Source organism: Spirosoma endbachense, assembly GCF_010233585.1.
Taxonomy (GTDB): Bacteria; Bacteroidota; Bacteroidia; order Cytophagales; family Spirosomataceae; genus Spirosoma; species Spirosoma endbachense.
Genome location: NZ_CP045997.1, coordinates 10,258,074 through 10,275,910, shown reverse-complemented (window position 1 = coordinate 10,275,910; position 17,837 = coordinate 10,258,074). Strand labels below are relative to the sequence as shown.

The following is a 17,837-nucleotide window of genomic DNA, read 5'->3' as shown; positions in this document are numbered from 1 at the left end:
GCAGCGTGATACGATTGCTCTGCACCAGGCACCTTGCGTCCTAAATCCCCTCGATCATTCATGAAAATCTTAACTCAACTAGTAGCTGTTGCCCTGCTTACGGGCTGTTTCCTGATGACCTCCTGTTCTTCTACTTCGAAAAATACGACTGACGACAGCCAGAAAGCCGGTATTGAAAAGGCAGCCTTTGGGCAATTGCCCGATGGACAGACCGCTGATCTGTACACGCTCCGCAACGCAGCCGGAATGACTGCCCAGATCACGAACTATGGCGGCATTGTGGTGTCGTTATTGACCCCCGATAAGGCCGGAAAATTTGAGGAGGTTACCTTGCGATTTGATTCACTGGCGACTTACGTAAAAGGGAACCCATTCTTTGGTGCACTGGTCGGGCGATATGGCAACCGGATCGCCAAGGGCAAATTTACGCTTGATGGAAAGCCTTACTCCCTGCTTGTCAATAACATGGGTAATCATCTGCACGGTGGTAAAATTGGTTTCGATAAAGTGCTTTGGGCAGCTACGCCCGTCGATGGCGAGGAGCCCGCACTCAAGCTGGCCTATACATCAAAAGATGGCGAAGAGGGTTATCCCGGAAATTTAGCCGTTGAGGTTACCTATACATTGACAAAAGACAACGCGCTGAAGATCGATTATCAGGCAACAACCGATAAACCAACCGTTGTTAACCTGACGAATCACACGTATTTCAACCTGACAGGTGGCCCCAAACGCGACATTCTTGATCACGTAGTAACGCTGAATGCCGACCGGTTTCTACCCGTCGATAAAACCATGATTCCAACCGGCGAATTGAAGCCAGTTGCGGGTACTGCCTTCGATTTCACCAAGCCTGAAGTAGTTGGCGCACGCATCAACGATTCGAGCGATGTGCAGATTAAATATGGGAAAGGCTACGACCATTGCTGGATAATAAACGGCCCGAGCGATTCATTGCGATTGGCGGCTACCGTCTATGAACCAACCAGCGGTCGGGTTATGGAAGTCCTTACTACGGAGCCTGCTGTGCAATTTTATACCAGTAATAACATGAGCGGTAAAGCGGTAGGGCCAGGTGGTATCGTCTATAAAAAGCGTGATGCCCTATGCCTGGAAACCCAGCATTACCCCGATTCACCGAATCAGTCGTCTTTCCCGACCACTGTTCTCCGACCGGGTAAGACGTATAAAACGACCACCGAATACCGATTCTCTACGAAGTAAACTATAAACCTAAAACGTCCCGGAAGCCAGGCTTCCGGGACGTTTTAGGTTTATAGCATCTATACATCCTCCAGGGTGAAATAAGTTGGGCATACGTGAGTAAGCGATGGTTTCGGGTCCTTAACTAATCTGGAAAAGAAGTTGTGGTAGCGTATTGGGTAGTTTGTTGCGAATTAGGACTTATTGGGTAACAATCTGTATTAGATCAGGGAGTAAGCCTTAACAAATCCTAAGCAGGTCATATCCTAAGCACCTACTCAACCTAAATTGCCCATGTTTTCCCCATTGACATCCAGTAAAACCTGGCTCCGCCTGCTTGGAGCGGCCGGAGCTTCTGTTGGCCTTTATGCCTGCCTCAGTACGCAAGCAGTTACGAATCAGGCCGGAAGTAACTCGTTAGCAACAACCCTTACCCCAACATCCTCTGAATCAACAAACACAGTCGCTCCTGGCTGGGCCCGTCCAGGCTGGGCCAATCCACCCCGCGTGCTGGTCTTCTCAAAAACGAAAGGCTGGAAACACACGTCCATTCCGTTCGGGATTGCAGCCATTCAGAAGCTTGGCAAGGAAAATAACTTTCAGGTCGATACGACTAAAAATGCTGACTATTTTAACGACGATAGCCTGAAGCACTATCAGGCCGTGGTGTTTCTGAGCACAACGGGTAATGTGCTGAACCAGGTCCAGCAGGCTGCGTTTGAGCGCTTTATTCAGGCCGGTGGCGGTTATATGGGCATTCACGCAGCTGCTGATACGGAATATGACTGGCCCTGGTATAATAAGCTGGTGGGCGGGTATTTTGCGAGCCATCCCAGCAACTCCAATGTTCGCAAGGCTACCGTAGACGTAACCGATAAAAGCCATATTTCCACGGCTCACCTGCCCGATCATTGGGAGCGTACAGACGAATGGTATAACTATCGTTCTTTTTATTCTGATCTGAAGGTGCTGGCCAATCTGGACGAGAACACCTACGACGGCGGTATCAATGGCAGCAATCACCCGATTGCCTGGTATCATAATTTTGATGGCGGCCGGGCATTTTATACCGGAGGTGGTCACGAAGATTCCAGCTTTAGTGAGCCCTTATTTGTTCAACATATACTGGGCGGGTTGAAATGGGCAATGGGCGATGGTAAGGCGCTGGATTACAGTAAGTCGTATGCCGTTGTGATGCCGGAAGAGAACCGCTTTGTGAAAACGGTACTGGTCAATGACCTGAATGAGCCAATGGAGTTGGCAGTAGCCCCCGATGGCAGAGTGTTTTTTACCGAGCGGAGCGGAAACCTGTCGGTTTATAACACAAAGACAAACGAGGGTAAAGTCATGCATAAGTTTGCCGTGGCTACAAAACAGGGGTTTGGTGTTCAGGGAGTTACGCTTGATCCGAACTTCACGAGCAACCACTACCTCTACGTATATTATTCGCCCAATACCGATAAAGATCCAACATACCACTTGTCGCGATTTGTGGTTAAGGCCGATAATACACTCGATCTGGCTTCTGAAAAAATAGTACTGAAAATCCCCGGCGAATTTGAAGCCAGCGCGCACCACGGCGGCTCTCTGGCCTGGGATAAGGAAGGGAACCTCTTTCTGTCGACCGGCGATAATACCAACCCATTCCCTTCGAACGGCTATGCGCCTATCGACGAACGGGCCGATCACCTGACGCTCGATGCGCAACGTACAGCGGCCAATACGAATGATCTGAGAGGTAAAGTCTTACGTATTCATCCTCAGCCCGATGGTACTTACACGGTTCCTGATGGTAATCTATTCCCGAAAGGCACTGCCCAAACCCGTCCGGAAATTTACACGATGGGGCTACGTAACCCGTATCGAATTGCGGTCAACCCGAAAACATCCGTGTTGTATTGGGGTGAAATTGGCCCCGATGCGGGTAAAGACAGTACAATAGGGCCACGCGGCTATGATGAGTTCAATCAGGCCAAGAAGCCCGGTAATTATGGCTGGCCACTGTTTATTGGCAATAGTCAGCCTTACCCTGATCTTGACTTTGCAACGAATGTTACCGGCCCGCTTTTCGACCCGAAAGCCCCGGTCAACAGTTCACCCAACAATACGGGTCTTAAAAATCTACCGCCTACTACGTCGGCAATGATCTGGTATCCCTATGCGGCTTCCAAGGAATTTCCAGAGCTGAGCCTTGGCGGACGGAGTGCGATGGCCGGTGAATTTTATACGTATGACAAAAACTCGTCATCTAAAACCAAATTCCCCGAATACTACGATGGCGCTTTGTTTATCTTCGACTGGATGCGCAATTGGGTAGTCGATGTTCGGTTTGATAAAGACGAAAACTATGTTCGTAATGAGCCATTTATGGCGGCCAATGGCGACTTCCGGCGCCCAATCGATCTGGCCTTCGGGAAAGATGGCGTGATGTATATGCTCGAATACGGTTCTGTTTACGGAGCTGATAACGACGATGCGCGGCTGGTGAAAATCGAGTATAACACGGGTAATCGGGCTCCCATCGCCAGAGCCATGGTTGTCGATTCGATAGCGACAGCACAACGTAATGCCCGTTCTTACCTGACCTCTGACGGCCGCAATGCACCCGTTATTCGGGAAGCTGTAGGGCAGGCTCCCCTGCGGGTGAAGTTCAGCGGGCGGGGAACCGATCTGGACGATGATGCCCTCACATATCAATGGTTATTTGATGGCAAGACTGTTGGCGCTACCCAGGTCAATGCGACCCATGTTTACACACAACCCGGTGTTTATAATGCCATTCTGAAAGTAACGGATCAGACGGGAAAGGTTGGCAAGGACACGATTGTTGTTAAGGTCGGTAACGCCAGGCCCGATGTAGCCATTACGACAACGGGTAATAAATCATTTTTCTGGGAAGGTAAGCCGTTCACCTACAGCGTGAAAGTGGCCGATAAAGAAGACAAACAGATCGATCCGAAGAAGATACAGGTGCTTTATGCCTACAGCCCACAACCGGGTGCTGCGCCAACGGCTGGCCCTCAGCAGGGTCATCAGGATCTGGCGGCAATCGGCAACGGAACACTGGGTAAAACGCTCATTGCGAGTAGTGACTGCAAAGCTTGCCACACAATTGATAAACCCTCGGTTGGCCCCACATTTGTAGCGGTTGCCAGTCGTTACAAAGGTCAGCCCGGAACGGTAGAACGGTTAGCCAGGAAAATCATTGAAGGCGGGGGCGGTAGCTGGAGCAAAGATCATTTGATGAGTGCTCACCCGCAAATTCCGGTTCAGGATGCCCAGGAAATGGTGAAGTACATTTTCTCTCTGACTGATAAGCAAAACCAGAAAGCGGTTCCGCTGCAAGGAACACTGGCCTTAAACGAGCACAAAGCCGAAGATGCGCGTGGTCAATACACCTTATTGGCTTCTTACACCGATAATGGTGGTAAAGTCGTTGGCCCACTTACCAGCACCGACGTAGTGACGCTACGGAACGCTAAAGTTAAAACGCTGAATGCTGATGCTTACGTTGGTTTTCCGCGCTGGGGCAATCGGCTGGCGGCCGGTAATCACAAAGCCTATGTGCTGCTGAAAGATATTGACCTGACCAATATCAAGTCGCTCACCTACGACTATTCGTCAGTTAACAAAGATGGTGAAATTGAGATTCGGCTTGATTCCTACGCGGCTCCGGTTGTGAGTCGAACAGCCTATAAAGCCACTGGCGACTGGAAAACGAATAAGGAAGTGATAGGTAGTTTCGACAAACCGATCACCGGTAAACATGATGTCTATATTGTGGTCGTGAAACGCGATAAGCCGAACGATAACATCATTCAGCTAAACAGTATTCAGTTTAATGAGTGAGCCGATTGGTTGAAACGCCAACGTTAAAAGAGTACGATAAAACCCGTGGTAGCCTGATGGCTACCACGGGTTTTATGTTTTATTGACATACTAAGGTTGATAGGGGCCGCCAGGAACACCCCAATCCCATTTAGGCATTGGTTCATCAGCTTGAACGGGATTCTCGGTCGCCGTTGAGTTTAATACCGCAATACGGCTTCCCCATTCCAGGTACCCAACCAGGGCCGACCGGAACTCCGGATCATCGGGTAGGCCCAGTTCGTCTGCACTGTTCAGCAGCAGGGCCATCCAGCGTTTGCGCATGGGTTCGGTAAGGTGTTTGCCAACATGATGGGCTACCATATTGGCATGGCTACCGTGGTCGTTCTGCGTGTAGGCCGCTGGCCCGCCAAAAACTTCACCAATGAAGTGCGCTACATGGCGGGCGTGCTCGGGCGACATGTTCCGAAAGACAGGTTCCAGCAAGTCATCCTGAAAAACCTTGCTGTAGAATAAGGTTGTTAGCTGTTCCAGTTTATCGGTGCCACCTGCCCATTCATATAAAGTAGGAATTGATTTCTGATCCATAATTCTATTGTCGCTTTCGGGAAGAATTTATTGTATTCTGTTTTTAGGAAATGAATTATAAATGCTGGATAATCATCATAGCTGTTTGTAAATGAGGTCTTTAATGAGTTGAATTTCTATTTTTGTGAAAATCCATTCGTTTCCCAGCCGCCCCTACGATGTTTACTTCCTCTGGTCGCCCTTTATGCATAATCGGTAATGTAGTCGATGGTCAGGGCCGCGAATCCGTTAAAACAATTCTTGTTCAAAACGGACGGATTACAGCTGTGCAACCTGGGAAAGTCCCCTTCGACTTGCCCAACCTGATTCGATTGGAGCTGGCTGATAATGAGACTGTTTTGCCCGGATTGATCAATTTACATGTTCATTCGGAATATAACGTTTTTCCACTTTGGCAAAGCCCCGCTGTTTGGAGTAATCGCTTTCAATGGCGCAACAATGAGCAATATATCAAGGATATAAAAAATTTCAAGGAGTACATTGAAGCCAATTGGCAGCAGGAATCGTTCGACTTTATTCAATCTGTTCTTCAACCGCCCAATACAGGGAATCATCCTCCATTATCAGCTGCTGCCGTAGCTGCCGCGATGAAGGAGGTACAGAAGCTGCATGGTATCGTTACCGAATTACAGGCCGTTGCCGGTGGAACTACGCTCGTTCAGCAGACGATTAAACTGGAAAATGATGGCAAGATTCCCAACTTCATTATTCGAGATACGACGGACCCTGGTGAATTGGGTATTCCTCAGACCAAAAGAGTTTTTTCAGTCGTTGATTTTGTAAGGCCAGGGCCGAATTTTGATGCGCCCGGTTCGCCGGACCTGGCTGATGACGATACCAGCTCATGGCCTATGATGCGCCATCCGAGTTTTGACGATTTTCTAAGCTCAGTGCGGGAAGGAAATAATCGTTATTATGCCTGTATTGCTCACATCGCTGAAGGCAGAGCGGGTTATCTTCAGCGGGGTAACCCGGATGGGTTCAGTCGCCGGGAGTTCACCGAATTTCGACGCGCACTTGCTGATCCAGCTTATACGGCGTTTCTGAAAACAGCAAATTTAACCCTTACGCATGCGTGTGGATTAGATTATTCCGACAATGAAACGCTCGATTTTCTGCGCGAGAACCATATAAGTGTAGTGTGGTCGCCGGTGTCGAATTTGATCCTGTATCGCGACACCATTCCCGTTAAAACGCTCCTGAATCATGGCATAAATGTCTGTTTAGGGTCAGACTGGGCACCCAGTGGCAGTAAGCACGTTTGGGATGAATTTAAATTTGCCCGCCATTTCTGCGATATGCTGGCATTATCTGTAAGTGATGCACAACTGCTGGCCATGATGACGCAAAATCCGGCAACGGCTTTAGGGAGTCTCAAGGTTGGTTCTATTCAGGCGGGTTATAATGCCGATTTTTTCATTTTACGTAAGCAGACACCTGAGCAACCGGCTTTGGCCGCTTTACATACGCAGGATGATCGTTCGGTACGTTGTACGATCGTGAATGGACGAATCGTATATGGCGACAAAGACCTGATCGACAATAGCCTATCAGTCGATTATCAGCGAATTCCTGCCAGTGAAGGGCAGGTAGCTTCGCAAAAAGTCGTCAGTATAAATTCGAGCCTAAACTTCGATCTGATCAAGGCGATAAGTCAGACCGATCTGTTGATGTCGCACTACACGAACAAAGTCGTTAATCAGCCGTGGCTTCAACGAACACGGTTACTTTCAGCCGATGATTTTGTTTACCAACGTAGGATCAACCAATTGAAAGCCGATTTGACCGACTTGATCAGATGATTTTAACCAGAGTTGACAAAAAAAGGGTGGACTTTGTGCCCTCCGTAGCTGGTCTGTGTTTACTATGTCCTATTCGTAGCTGAATGGATTGCCGGAAGGTATGTACGAGATTTTCAGATCGGGCAGTTTAGGCTTCAGCCAGGAAACCAGCCACTCCATACCAGCCGCTTCGCTCATGATATGGCCCAGCACAACCAGGGATATTTTTTGCCCCTGACGACGTGCATCCCGAATGTATTCCGGTGTTTCCCATTCGCTGGCTTCGCCACAGAGGACCACATCCGGTTTCGCCTTTTCGATCGCGATAATCTGGTTTCGTCCGCCCGCAGCGCCCGGTAACAACAGCACACGCTTACAGGATTGTGCCGTATCGCCAACAACACGTACTTGCTTAATGCCTAGTTTTTGTTTCGCATGGGCAATAAGTTGAGTTAGTGAAGTTGCGGGTATTGTAAGTACCTGTGGATTTTGAGGATCTACATAATTTTCCCATCCCAGTGCCGATAGCATCCCTGTTCGAATGCCGTCGGGACGATGTGAATGCCAGTAATCATGGAATCGCCAGAGTGCAATGCCGTTTTTGGTTAGCAACTCATGCTTATAGCGAAAGACCGGATCGTTGCTTAGCCAGTCTGTCTCATCGGCGTGATTATAAAAAGTAGGCTCGTGGGCGATAATGAAGTTAGCGCCCGCGGCAATGGTTTTTTCAATGACCTCTATGGTGCCAAACATCGTCGACACAATGCCCGTTACTTTTTGGGCTGCATTGCCTGATTTTAAGGTATCTACCGTTTTGGGAAAGGGAGCGTTGGGAATAGTCTTCAGGATCAGATCCATCACCTGACCGACCGTAAACGATGCCTGACGGACTTCTGGCGATCCCGCCTGACTTAGAAAGGGAGCGTTCATTAGCATAGACGTACCTACCGCTTTGGTGAAGGTTGCTAAAAATTGTCGTCTTCCGGGTGCTTTGTGCATAGTCGCCTGCCAGTTTTTATGGGCGATAATACGCAATTTTGCTAAGCTTTGCCAGTAACCGGTTGCCGGTAGGCAGTTTGACGTAGTAACAGATTGTCGCTAAACGCTACAACTCAAATTGCCCACTATTCGCCAGCAATCAACCCGCCCAATTTTCCCGATCAAGACTCCGGTACTGAATGGCTTCGGCGAGGTGTTCGATCCGGATTTCGTCGGTTCCGGCCAGATCCGCAATGGTACGCGATACTTTCAGGATGCGGTCATACGCACGTGCCGATAAGCCCAATCGTTCCATTGCGGTTCTGAGCAAGGCACGTCCGGCGTCGTTGATGACACAGATTTCTTTGACCATTTGTGAAGGCATCATGGCATTGGAGTAAATGCCCGGCTGTTGCTCAAAACGCGCTGTTTGCATGGCTCGCGCCCGAATTACCCGTTCCCGGATAACTTCGCTCGATTCGGCAGGGCGGTTGGCTGTCATCTGGTCGAACGAAACGGGCGTTACCTCAACGTGCAAATCAATCCGGTCGAGGAGAGGACCACTGACCTTGGCGAGGTATTTTTGTACGACGCCCGGCCCACAAACGCATTCTTTTTCCGGATGATTGTAATAGCCGCAGGGGCAGGGGTTCATACTCGCAATTAGCATGAAGCTAGCCGGAAATTCGACCGCCCACTTTGCCCTCGAAATGCTCACCTTACGATCCTCAAGCGGTTGTCGCATCACCTCCAGGGCCGAGCGTTTAAATTCAGGCAATTCGTCCAGAAACAGGACACCATTGTGCGCCAGTGAGATTTCTCCCGGCTGCGGGAAACTGCCTCCACCAACAAGGGCAGCGTCGGAAATGGTGTGATGGGGTGAGCGATAGGGCCGGGTGGCAATCAGGTTTGCACGGCTTCCGAGCTTACCTGCCACCGAATGGATTTTTGTTGTTTCCAGCGCTTCCTGTAACGTCAATGGAGGCAAAATGCTGGGCAACCGTTTGGCCAGCATGCTTTTACCGGCTCCCGGTGGCCCAATCATTATAACATTATGACCACCAGCGGCCGCAATTTCCATGGCCCGTTTGATGTTTTCCTGCCCCTGCACATGCGAAAAATCGACCTCATAAGCATTGAGCTGGCTCATGAACAAATCACGAGTATCGCTCACCACCGGTTCAATATCTTTTTTGCCTTCAAAAAACTCGACGGCTTCCTGCATGGTAGCGACGCCAATAACATCCAGATTATTGACGATGGATGCTTCCTGGGCATTTTCGACCGGAAGAACAAATCCTTTATAACCCCGTTTCCTGGCTTCAATAGCGATGGGTAAAACGCCCTTTATCGGCCTTAACATGCCGTCAAGAGCTAATTCGCCCATGATGACATAGTCTTCGAAGTTACGTTGTGTCGTAATTTGTTCCGACGCCTGAAGCACGCAGAGGGCGATAGGCAGGTCATAGGCAGATCCTTCTTTCCGGACATCGGCGGGAGCCAGATTTACCACAATTTTCTGGCGGGGCATTCGATAACCAAAAAACTTCAGCGACGCTTCAACACGCTGCTCACTTTCTTTAACAGCACTGTCGGGTAAGCCAACCAGATGGAAATGTAAGCCCTGAGCGACAACCACTTCAATCGTAATCAAACTGGCATTGACGCCATAAACGGCCGCCCCAAAGGTCTTGGATAACATAGAACGTTACGGTAAACAGATTGGAAATGAGTTGTCAAAACTACGAACGAACGGAGAATTAAAAGACTACAATCAAGAGGTATGATTCACTGGAGCGAAGATTAAACAATCAAATATATAGATTGTAACTAAATTTTTGTCGGCATATTGATTGATATCGATGCTTTCGGTAATAGAATGCCAATTATGGATAAAGGTATTTCGGTAATGTGCTTATTTTAGAATCAGAAGTGAACGCTTGTACACCATGACCTCTTTTTTGACTCATCAAACCGTTTTTGAGTGTATAAGTGGGCCTGATACGGGCCGGTCTGCGGTATTAATGCCGCATGTTCGCGTGGTAGTTGGGCGTAATCCCCAGTCAACGATTCCGCTTAGTGACCCCCAGGTTGCCGATGAGCATCTGGCCATGGTTTTCGATGGCCAGCATGTGTATTTCCAAACCATCGGTATGCAATCGGTCGAATTAAATGGCAGAGCCGTCACTACGGGCGAATTAAGTCCTGCTGCTGATCTGCTGATTGGCGCATCGCACTGGCGACTTCTTAGCAAGCCCGTATCAACTGGCCCTATTCCGGTGAACCCATTTGCTGGTATCGATTTTTCGAACTCTGTAAACCGAATTTCGACCCTGACCGGTGTCGATACGTTGGATAGCGATTTCAGTTTGAAAACCATTTTTGCCAAAGTGGGCGAAAAACGATCCGATGAGGATATTGAAAGTGCCTTCACCGTCGGAACCCGCCAGACGACGCCCGTCGTTGGCACCATTGCTTCTCATTGGCCTCAGCCCTGGCTCTTTGTTCGTTTTGGAGGAAGTGCTTTACTACTTTTCATCAGCCTTTTTTTAGCAGTAACGCAGTTTCAGAATGAATTATTGATTCCTGGATTGCTGTTTGTTGGCTCGTTTGCCGTGCCTTTTGGAAGCCTGATTTTTTTCTGGGAAATGAATGCCCCACAAAACGTATCACTATACCAGACGATCAAGCTGGTCTTTTCGGGCGGGATGGTTTCTCTGCTGATCTCACTGTTTTTCTTTAGCAATACAGCGTTTCTAGGCACTTTCCTAGGAGCATCGAGTGCTGGTATTGTGGAAGAATCGGGTAAACTTCTCGCTGTTCTGGTGCTTATGCGCAACAAAAATCAATATCACTGGATATTGAATGGGCTGTTAATTGGCGCTGCTGTCGGAACGGGCTTTGCCGCGTTTGAGTCGTCGGGCTATGCATTTGTTGTTCTGATGCAGGTTGGATTTAAGCAGGCCATCAGTAATATTTTTTTGCGGGGTGTTTTGGCTCCGTTTAGCCATGTCGTCTGGACCGCCATCACGGCTGCTGCGATTTGGCGGGTTAAAGGGCAGCAACCCTTTGAGTGGGATATGCTAAAAGATAAAGGGTTTTTACGGACGTTTATCGCTGTTGTCCTGATCCACATGATCTGGAATGCGCCTTTTGAGGTTCCCATTCTGCCGTATATCTGGTTTTTGCCAACCAAGCAATTAGTACTGGGAACAATTACCTGGATTATGGTACTGGGTATCATTCAAAGTGGGCTAAAACAGATAAAAAAGGCACAGCAGGCTGTATTACAGCCTGCTGCATAAAAAAGCTTCCTATAATTTCTCCGCAATTCGCAACTTCGCGCTTCGGGCGCGGGGGTTACGGGCAATCTCGTCGGGTGTGGCTTCGATAGGCTTACGGGTAATGGATCGCAGGGGCTTGATTTCATTGCCGAACAAATCTTTCTCTACCTCGCCCTGAAACTTACCTTTGTTGATGAAATTCTTGACCAGCCGATCTTCGAGCGAATGATAGGACATAACCACAAGTCGACCGCCTGGCTTCAGAATGTCCGGCACCTGCTCCAGAAACTCTTCCAGCGCCTGTAGTTCCTCATTTACTTCAATGCGAAGCGCCTGAAATACCTGCGCAAAGTATTTATTCTCCTTGCCGCGTGGTGCATAGCGCTGTAAGGCCGCTTTCAGATCATTTACCGTTTTGAGCGGCCGGTTTGACCGGGCCGATACAATGGCACCAGCTGCCGTTCGGGCATTGGTAATCTCGCCATACATGCCCAGAATCCGGTGCAGATCTGCTTCTGCGTATTCATTCACAACCTGTCGGGCAGTTCGGTCGGCCTGCTGGTTCATGCGCATGTCGAGGTCGGCGTCAAATCGGGTTGAGAAACCACGTTCGGGCGTGTCGATCTGGTGCGACGAAATACCCAGATCGGCCAGAATACCATCGACCTGTTCGGCTTTATACAGCCGTAAATAGCGTTTGATATTCCGAAAATTAGACGCAACGAAGGTCAGCCGCGAATCGCCAATCGCCTGTGCATTGGTGCGGGCGTCGGCATCCTGATCGAAGCCAAAAAGTCGTCCGGCTTCCAGTTGATCGAGGATCGCACGGCTATGACCACCCCCGCCAAACGTTATATCGACGTAGGTGCCGCCGGGTTGTAGATTCAGGCCGTCTATACAGGCTTGTAATAAAACTGGTTCGTGGTAATTTGTCATTCAGAAACTAACCTTCACTAGAGGTCGTTATTTCGGACGTTGAAGCTCAGTTACTGGACGTTATAAGTAAGCCTATGGCGTACTTTTGTCTAATATCTACAACCTGCATCCTGAATTATCAAAAAAGATGAAAAAACTCCTTCCTATCGCAGCCATCCTGCTGCTGTCGTTGCCAGTTGCCTGCTCCAGCCAATCGGCCCCTGTATCGGTTAAACCGGGTATCTACCGGGCCTTCCTGAAAACCCGAGGTGGCGAATTACCCTTCGGATTAGACATTCAGCCAACAGCAGGCGATTCCAAAGGGTATACCGTCTTTGTGCTTAATGGTAATGAACGGCTACCCATGGACCCATCTACCGTACAGGACGACTCGATCCGAATTCCGATGGCATTGTTTGAGTCAGAATTAGTTGCAAAGATAGAGGATAATACGCTCCGTGGCGTCTGGCGTCGACGTCGTGTCGGTCAGCAGGTGCAAAGCTTACCTTTTGAAGCTACCCGTGGCCTGACCTATCGGTTTAAAGTAAGCGATAAACCCGCTACAGGCAACCTAAGCGGTAAGTGGGCTACTGAACTCGGTAGCAAAACAGGAAAAGTTGATACTGTTAATGCCGTTGGCGTATTTGATCAGAAAGGAAATCATCTGGCCGGTACGTTCCTGACACCCACCGGCGACTATCGTTATCTGGACGGGAATGTAGATGGTGATAGTTTATTTCTGTCCTGTTTCGATGGTTCACACGTGTACTTGTTTAAAGCGAAGCATAATCCGGCCACTAAAACGTTAACGGGTGGTTTATGGGCCGGTGTGTCGGGCTATGAGTCATGGGCGGCTCGGTTTGATCCGAAAGCTGACCTGCCTGATCCGGCCAAATTGACCTATTTAAAACCGGAATCGAAAACGCTCAACGTCGCTTTCCCCGAACCTAATGGCAAAATCGTTTCGCTAACGGACCCACGTTTTAAGGATAAGGTAACGATTGTGCAGATTCTGGGTTCATGGTGCCCTAACTGCATGGATGAGACTAATTTTCTGAGCCCGTGGTACAAGCGTAACAAACAGCGTGGGATTGAGGTGCTGGGATTGGCCTTTGAGCGTTCGCCCGAAATGGCCGTGTCGGGCCCAAAGATCGAACGGATGAAACAACGGTTCAAAATCGACTATCCTATTGCCTTAGCGGGTACGAATGATAAAGCACAGGCTTCGAAAGCATTGCCTGATCTGAATGCTGTAGTGGCTTTTCCAACGACGATCATCATCGATAAAAAAGGCAAGGTTCGACACATTCATACCGGGTTTTCTGGCCCTGGCACGGGCAAATACTACGATCAGTATGTAGATGAGTTCAATCGCCTGATTGATAAGCTGGTGTCTGAATAAGCTGAACCATCAAACCGATTCAGCTTATTCAAACATTATGCATGCATACTATTTTCAAAAAAAATAGTAGATTTACGGCCAGAAATTGGACCGTGCGATACCTGCTATGAAGAAAGAGAAAACTGTAGATTTCCATATAAAGTGGGGGTGGCATGCTATTTCTCGAATGTATAACGCCTACGCATCCCGATTCGGCATTACGATGGCGATTGGATACGTATTGCTGAATATTGACCTCGAAGAAGGCACGCCCGCTACTAAAATTGGCCCATTGCTCGGCATGGAACCCCGTTCGCTGGTTCGTATGCTAAAAAGCCTGGAAGAACGCGGCCTGATTCGCCGGGAAGTAGACGGCAACGACAAGCGATTTGTCCGGATTTACCTGACCGAAGAAGGGAAAGCCAAGCGTGAGATGGCTCGTGAAGGGGTTATTCAGTTCAATAACATGATTCGCGAAAAAATTCCCCTTGATAAACTGGTCGTTTTTTTTGATGTGATCAAGGATATCAACCGGATTGTTGAGGAGGAGAACGCGAAGATCAAAGCCGCTGAACCAGAAGAATTGCCATTGGATTAATCTCGTTGACCTCTATGTCCGTCATGATCAACTCCGCTGAGAATCGACTGAAGGCATTTACGCGGCTGATGAGAACGGCGTCAAAACTGTATCACGCCAATCCAAGGAACCCACCAATGAATATGGATATTGCCGACGACGATGTGCAGACCTTGCTGGAAAGTTTTAATCGGCATAACATTCAGTTTTTATTGGTAGGCGGTATGGCGGGTGTCATTCACGGCCATGTTCGCACAACGCAGGATATGGATTTGTGGTTGAAATCAGATGAACAGAATAAAGAGAATCTGATTCTGGCCCTGGAAGAAAACGGCGTCGCTGGTGCTGCTTACTTGAGAGACGTTCCACTCATTTTTGGCTGGACATCTGTTTCGGTTGGTAAATATGGTTTTACGCTGGATATGGGCTATAGCCTTAAAGCCTTCCGGGATGTTGATTTCGATATGTGCTATGAACGAGCCATCAATGTAACGTTTGATGGGGTGTCATTTAAAGTTATTCAGCTGAATGATCTGATTACCGAAAAACTGGCTACTGGCCGGGCAAAAGATATCGGTGATGTAGAAGAGTTAATTAAACTAAAAGACAGGAATACAGATTGAGTGACAAATTCATTCGTCTGTTTAAGCCTGTTCAATACGTGTTCCTAATTACCACAAAACCATGGAAGTAACTCTGGAAAAAACGAAATCGGAGAGTCGCCCTCAGCAAACAAAAAATCGTACCATCCGGCGGGTGGCCGTGCTAGGCTCGGGCATTATGGGATCGCGAATTGCGGCTCACTTTGCCAATATCGGAGTGGATGTATTGTTGTTAGATATTGTTCCGAAGGAGCCAACTGATGCCGAAAAAGCAAAGGGCCTGACCACCGACAATCCAGCCGTTCGTAACCGTATTGTTACCGATGCGTTCCAGACGATGCTGAAAGCCAGTCCGGCATCACTTTACAGCCCAAAATTTGCCGACCGGATCAAACTCGGCAATTTTGATGACAACCTGAAAGAGATTGCTACCTACGATTGGGTTATTGAGGTCGTTGTTGAACGGTTAGATGTAAAACGGTCGGTTTACGAACGGGTCGAGCAGTTTCGCAAGCCCGGAACGCTAATTACGTCGAACACGTCAGGAATTCCGATGCACCTGCTTACCGAAGGCCGGAGTGAAGATTTTCGTCGTAATTTCTGCGGAACCCACTTCTTTAATCCACCCCGTTACCTGCGGTTACTGGAAATCATACCCGGCCCTGATACTGACCCGGCCGTTGTTGATTTCCTGATGAACTACGGCGATTTATACCTCGGTAAAACGACGGTATTGTGTAAAGACACACCGGGTTTTATTGCGAACCGACTTGGTATTCAATCTCTGATTCAGACCATTCGGGTTGCCGAAGAACTTGGCCTGACGGTCGAAGAGGTTGATAAACTGACTGGCCCCGTGGTTGGACGTCCGAAATCGGGAACATTCCGACTGTCGGACGTAGTGGGCCTGGATACGACCGTAAACGTGGCCAGTAACCTCGTCAAAATGGAACACGACGAATCACGGTCATCGTTTGAGTTGCCCGCTTCAGTGCAGAAGCTGATGGAAAACAAGTGGCTCGGCGACAAAACGGGTCAGGGTTATTACAAGAAAACAAAGGATGAGAAAGGTCAGACGCTGATTCTGGCGCTGGATCTGAAAACGTTTGAGTACAAGCCGTCGGAAAAGGTCAAATTCACAACACTGGAAAGCACGAAGGCAATTGATAACCTGAAAAAACGCTTCCCTGTGCTGATCGCTGGCAAAGACAAAGCCGGTGACTTTTACCGCCAGACATTTGCTGATGGATTCCGGTATGCGAGTTATCGTATTCCCGAAATTTCGGATGAACTCTACCGGATCGATGCGGCCATCACGGCTGGTTTTGGCTGGCAATTGGGTTTGTTTGAAACCTGGGATGCCATTGGTGTTAAAAAAGGCGTCGAACTGATTGAGTCCTTTGGTCAGAAACCTGCCCAATGGGTATATGACCTGCTCGCTGCTGGCTTCGATAGTTTTTATAAAATTGAAGGCGGGAAGCGGAAATACTACGACATTCCAACGAAAAGCTATAAAGCGATTCCGGGCACAGAGGCTTTCACGATTCTGGAAAACCTCAGCAACAATATTGTCTGGAAGAATTCAGGTGCAAACGTCGTTGATCTTGGTGATGGTATTTTAAATGTTGAGTTCCGCAGTAAGATGAATACCTTCGGACAGGAGGTTTCTGAAGCGCTGCTAAAAGGAATTTCGCTGGCCGAAAAAGATTTTCGCGGTCTGGTTGTCGGCAATGATTCGACCGAAGCTTTCTCGGCAGGAGCCAATCTCGGTACGCTGTTCATGTACGCTGTTGAACAGGAGTTCGATGAAGTGAACCTCATGATTGCGCAGTTTCAGAAGTTAATTACTCGTTTACGCTACTCGTCGATACCCGTAGTGGTGGCTCCGCATACGCTTACACTGGGAGGTGGCTGTGAGGCTGTTCTGCACGCCGACCGTGCTGTTGCCCATGCCGAAAGTTACATCGGCCTGGTTGAAGTAGGGGTAGGACTGATTCCTGCCGGTGGTGGCACAAAAGAAATGGCCGCCCGCGCATCTGATCTTTACCAGACCGGCGACCCCGAGCTGAATATCCTGCAAAATGTATTCATGAACATCGCAACGGCGAAGGTATCGACATCGGCACAGGAAGCCCGTGAGATGAATTACCTGCGTTCAACAGATCAGATCGTACTGAACCGTAGTCGCCTGTTGGCTGAAGCCAAGCAAGCGGCCATTGAAATGGCTGAAGATGGCTACACGCAGCCCAAACCACGGGCAGATATAAAAGTACAGGGCAAAACGGGCATTGCTTTGTTCAAAGCGGGGATCACGGCTATGCACATGGGGCGCTATATTTCGGATCACGACCGAAAGATTGCCGACAAGTTAGCCTATGTTATTTGTGGTGGCGATTTGAGTACACCGCAGAACGTATCGGAACAATACCTGCTCGATCTGGAGCGTGAGGCTTTCCTGTCCTTATCGGGCGAGAAGAAAACACTGGAACGTATTCAGAGCCTCCTGACTGGCGGTAAGCCATTGCGGAATTAAAAAATTCATCGATCTACGTATAGTTGATGGCTGCTGTTACTAACTGATGTTACGCCACCTTTTGGATGGCTGGTTTAATTTTGAGTATGCAGACAACCCTCGACCTCTATACTGACTACTTACTTAGTAGTTTTGGCCAGACTACCGCGACTGGCTTGTCACGGCTG

At 48.8% G+C, this 17,837-nt stretch carries 12 protein-coding genes; 8 read left to right on the top strand and 4 right to left on the bottom strand.

Annotated features, from left to right (window positions below; all coding sequences use genetic code 11):
• Positions 1–60 precede the first annotated feature (60 nt).
• Positions 61–1,224 carry an aldose epimerase family protein gene (locus GJR95_RS41460; protein ID WP_162391469.1) on the top strand — a complete coding sequence of 388 codons (1,164 nt, stop codon included), beginning with the start codon at positions 61–63 and terminating at the stop codon, positions 1,222–1,224.
• A gap of 273 nt (positions 1,225–1,497) precedes the next feature.
• The gene (locus GJR95_RS41455; protein WP_162391468.1) at positions 1,498–5,052 is read left to right on the top strand and encodes a ThuA domain-containing protein; all 3,555 of its coding nucleotides are present in this window, start codon (positions 1,498–1,500) and stop codon (positions 5,050–5,052) included.
• Between the two features lie 90 nt (positions 5,053–5,142).
• Here GJR95_RS41455 and GJR95_RS41450 read toward each other — a convergent pair whose 3' ends face one another.
• Positions 5,143–5,619: a group II truncated hemoglobin gene (locus GJR95_RS41450; protein WP_162391467.1), complete on the bottom strand. Its 477-nt coding sequence runs from the start codon at positions 5,617–5,619 to the stop codon at positions 5,143–5,145.
• Positions 5,620–5,777: 158 nt separating this feature from the next.
• Between GJR95_RS41450 and GJR95_RS41445 the strand changes: the two genes are divergently transcribed.
• A complete protein-coding gene (locus tag GJR95_RS41445) occupies positions 5,778–7,421 on the top strand; it encodes an amidohydrolase family protein (RefSeq protein WP_162391466.1) in 1,644 nt (547 codons plus the stop codon).
• 69 nt (positions 7,422–7,490) lie between these two features.
• Here the strand turns inward: GJR95_RS41445 and GJR95_RS41440 are convergent, their stop codons facing one another.
• Together GJR95_RS41440 and GJR95_RS41435 are read right to left on the bottom strand one after the other, a co-directional pair.
• Positions 7,491–8,399 (bottom strand): Nif3-like dinuclear metal center hexameric protein, encoded by a 909-nt coding sequence (locus GJR95_RS41440; protein WP_162391465.1) that lies wholly within the window; start codon positions 8,397–8,399, stop codon positions 7,491–7,493.
• A 139-nt stretch (positions 8,400–8,538) separates the two neighbouring features.
• Complete coding sequence (locus tag GJR95_RS41435) at positions 8,539–10,080, bottom strand: YifB family Mg chelatase-like AAA ATPase (protein WP_162391464.1); 1,542 nt, start codon at positions 10,078–10,080, stop codon at positions 8,539–8,541.
• Positions 10,081–10,327: 247 nt separating this feature from the next.
• Here GJR95_RS41435 and GJR95_RS41430 point away from each other — a divergent pair, with 247 nt between their 5' ends.
• Positions 10,328–11,683 carry a PrsW family glutamic-type intramembrane protease gene (locus GJR95_RS41430; protein ID WP_162391463.1) on the top strand — a complete coding sequence of 452 codons (1,356 nt, stop codon included), beginning with the start codon at positions 10,328–10,330 and terminating at the stop codon, positions 11,681–11,683.
• A gap of 9 nt (positions 11,684–11,692) precedes the next feature.
• On the opposite strand, the gene rsmH is transcribed toward GJR95_RS41430, so the two are convergent.
• Positions 11,693–12,598, bottom strand: a complete 906-nt coding sequence (rsmH, locus tag GJR95_RS41425; protein WP_162391462.1) for a 16S rRNA (cytosine(1402)-N(4))-methyltransferase RsmH — start codon at positions 12,596–12,598, stop codon at positions 11,693–11,695.
• A 127-nt stretch (positions 12,599–12,725) separates the two neighbouring features.
• Here rsmH and GJR95_RS41420 point away from each other — a divergent pair, with 127 nt between their 5' ends.
• The 4 genes from GJR95_RS41420 (at position 12,726) to GJR95_RS41405 (ending at position 17,670) form a co-directional block, all read left to right on the top strand.
• Positions 12,726–13,979, top strand: a complete 1,254-nt coding sequence (locus GJR95_RS41420; RefSeq protein ID WP_162391461.1) for a TlpA family protein disulfide reductase — start codon at positions 12,726–12,728, stop codon at positions 13,977–13,979.
• A gap of 106 nt (positions 13,980–14,085) precedes the next feature.
• Positions 14,086–14,556, top strand: a complete 471-nt coding sequence (locus GJR95_RS41415) for a MarR family winged helix-turn-helix transcriptional regulator (protein WP_162391460.1) — start codon at positions 14,086–14,088, stop codon at positions 14,554–14,556.
• Between the two features lie 23 nt (positions 14,557–14,579).
• Complete coding sequence (locus GJR95_RS41410; RefSeq protein WP_232541030.1) at positions 14,580–15,158, top strand: nucleotidyltransferase; 579 nt, start codon at positions 14,580–14,582, stop codon at positions 15,156–15,158.
• Between the two features lie 61 nt (positions 15,159–15,219).
• Positions 15,220–17,670: a 3-hydroxyacyl-CoA dehydrogenase/enoyl-CoA hydratase family protein gene (locus GJR95_RS41405; protein ID WP_162391459.1), complete on the top strand. Its 2,451-nt coding sequence runs from the start codon at positions 15,220–15,222 to the stop codon at positions 17,668–17,670.
• The last annotated feature ends 167 nt before the right edge of the window (positions 17,671–17,837 follow it).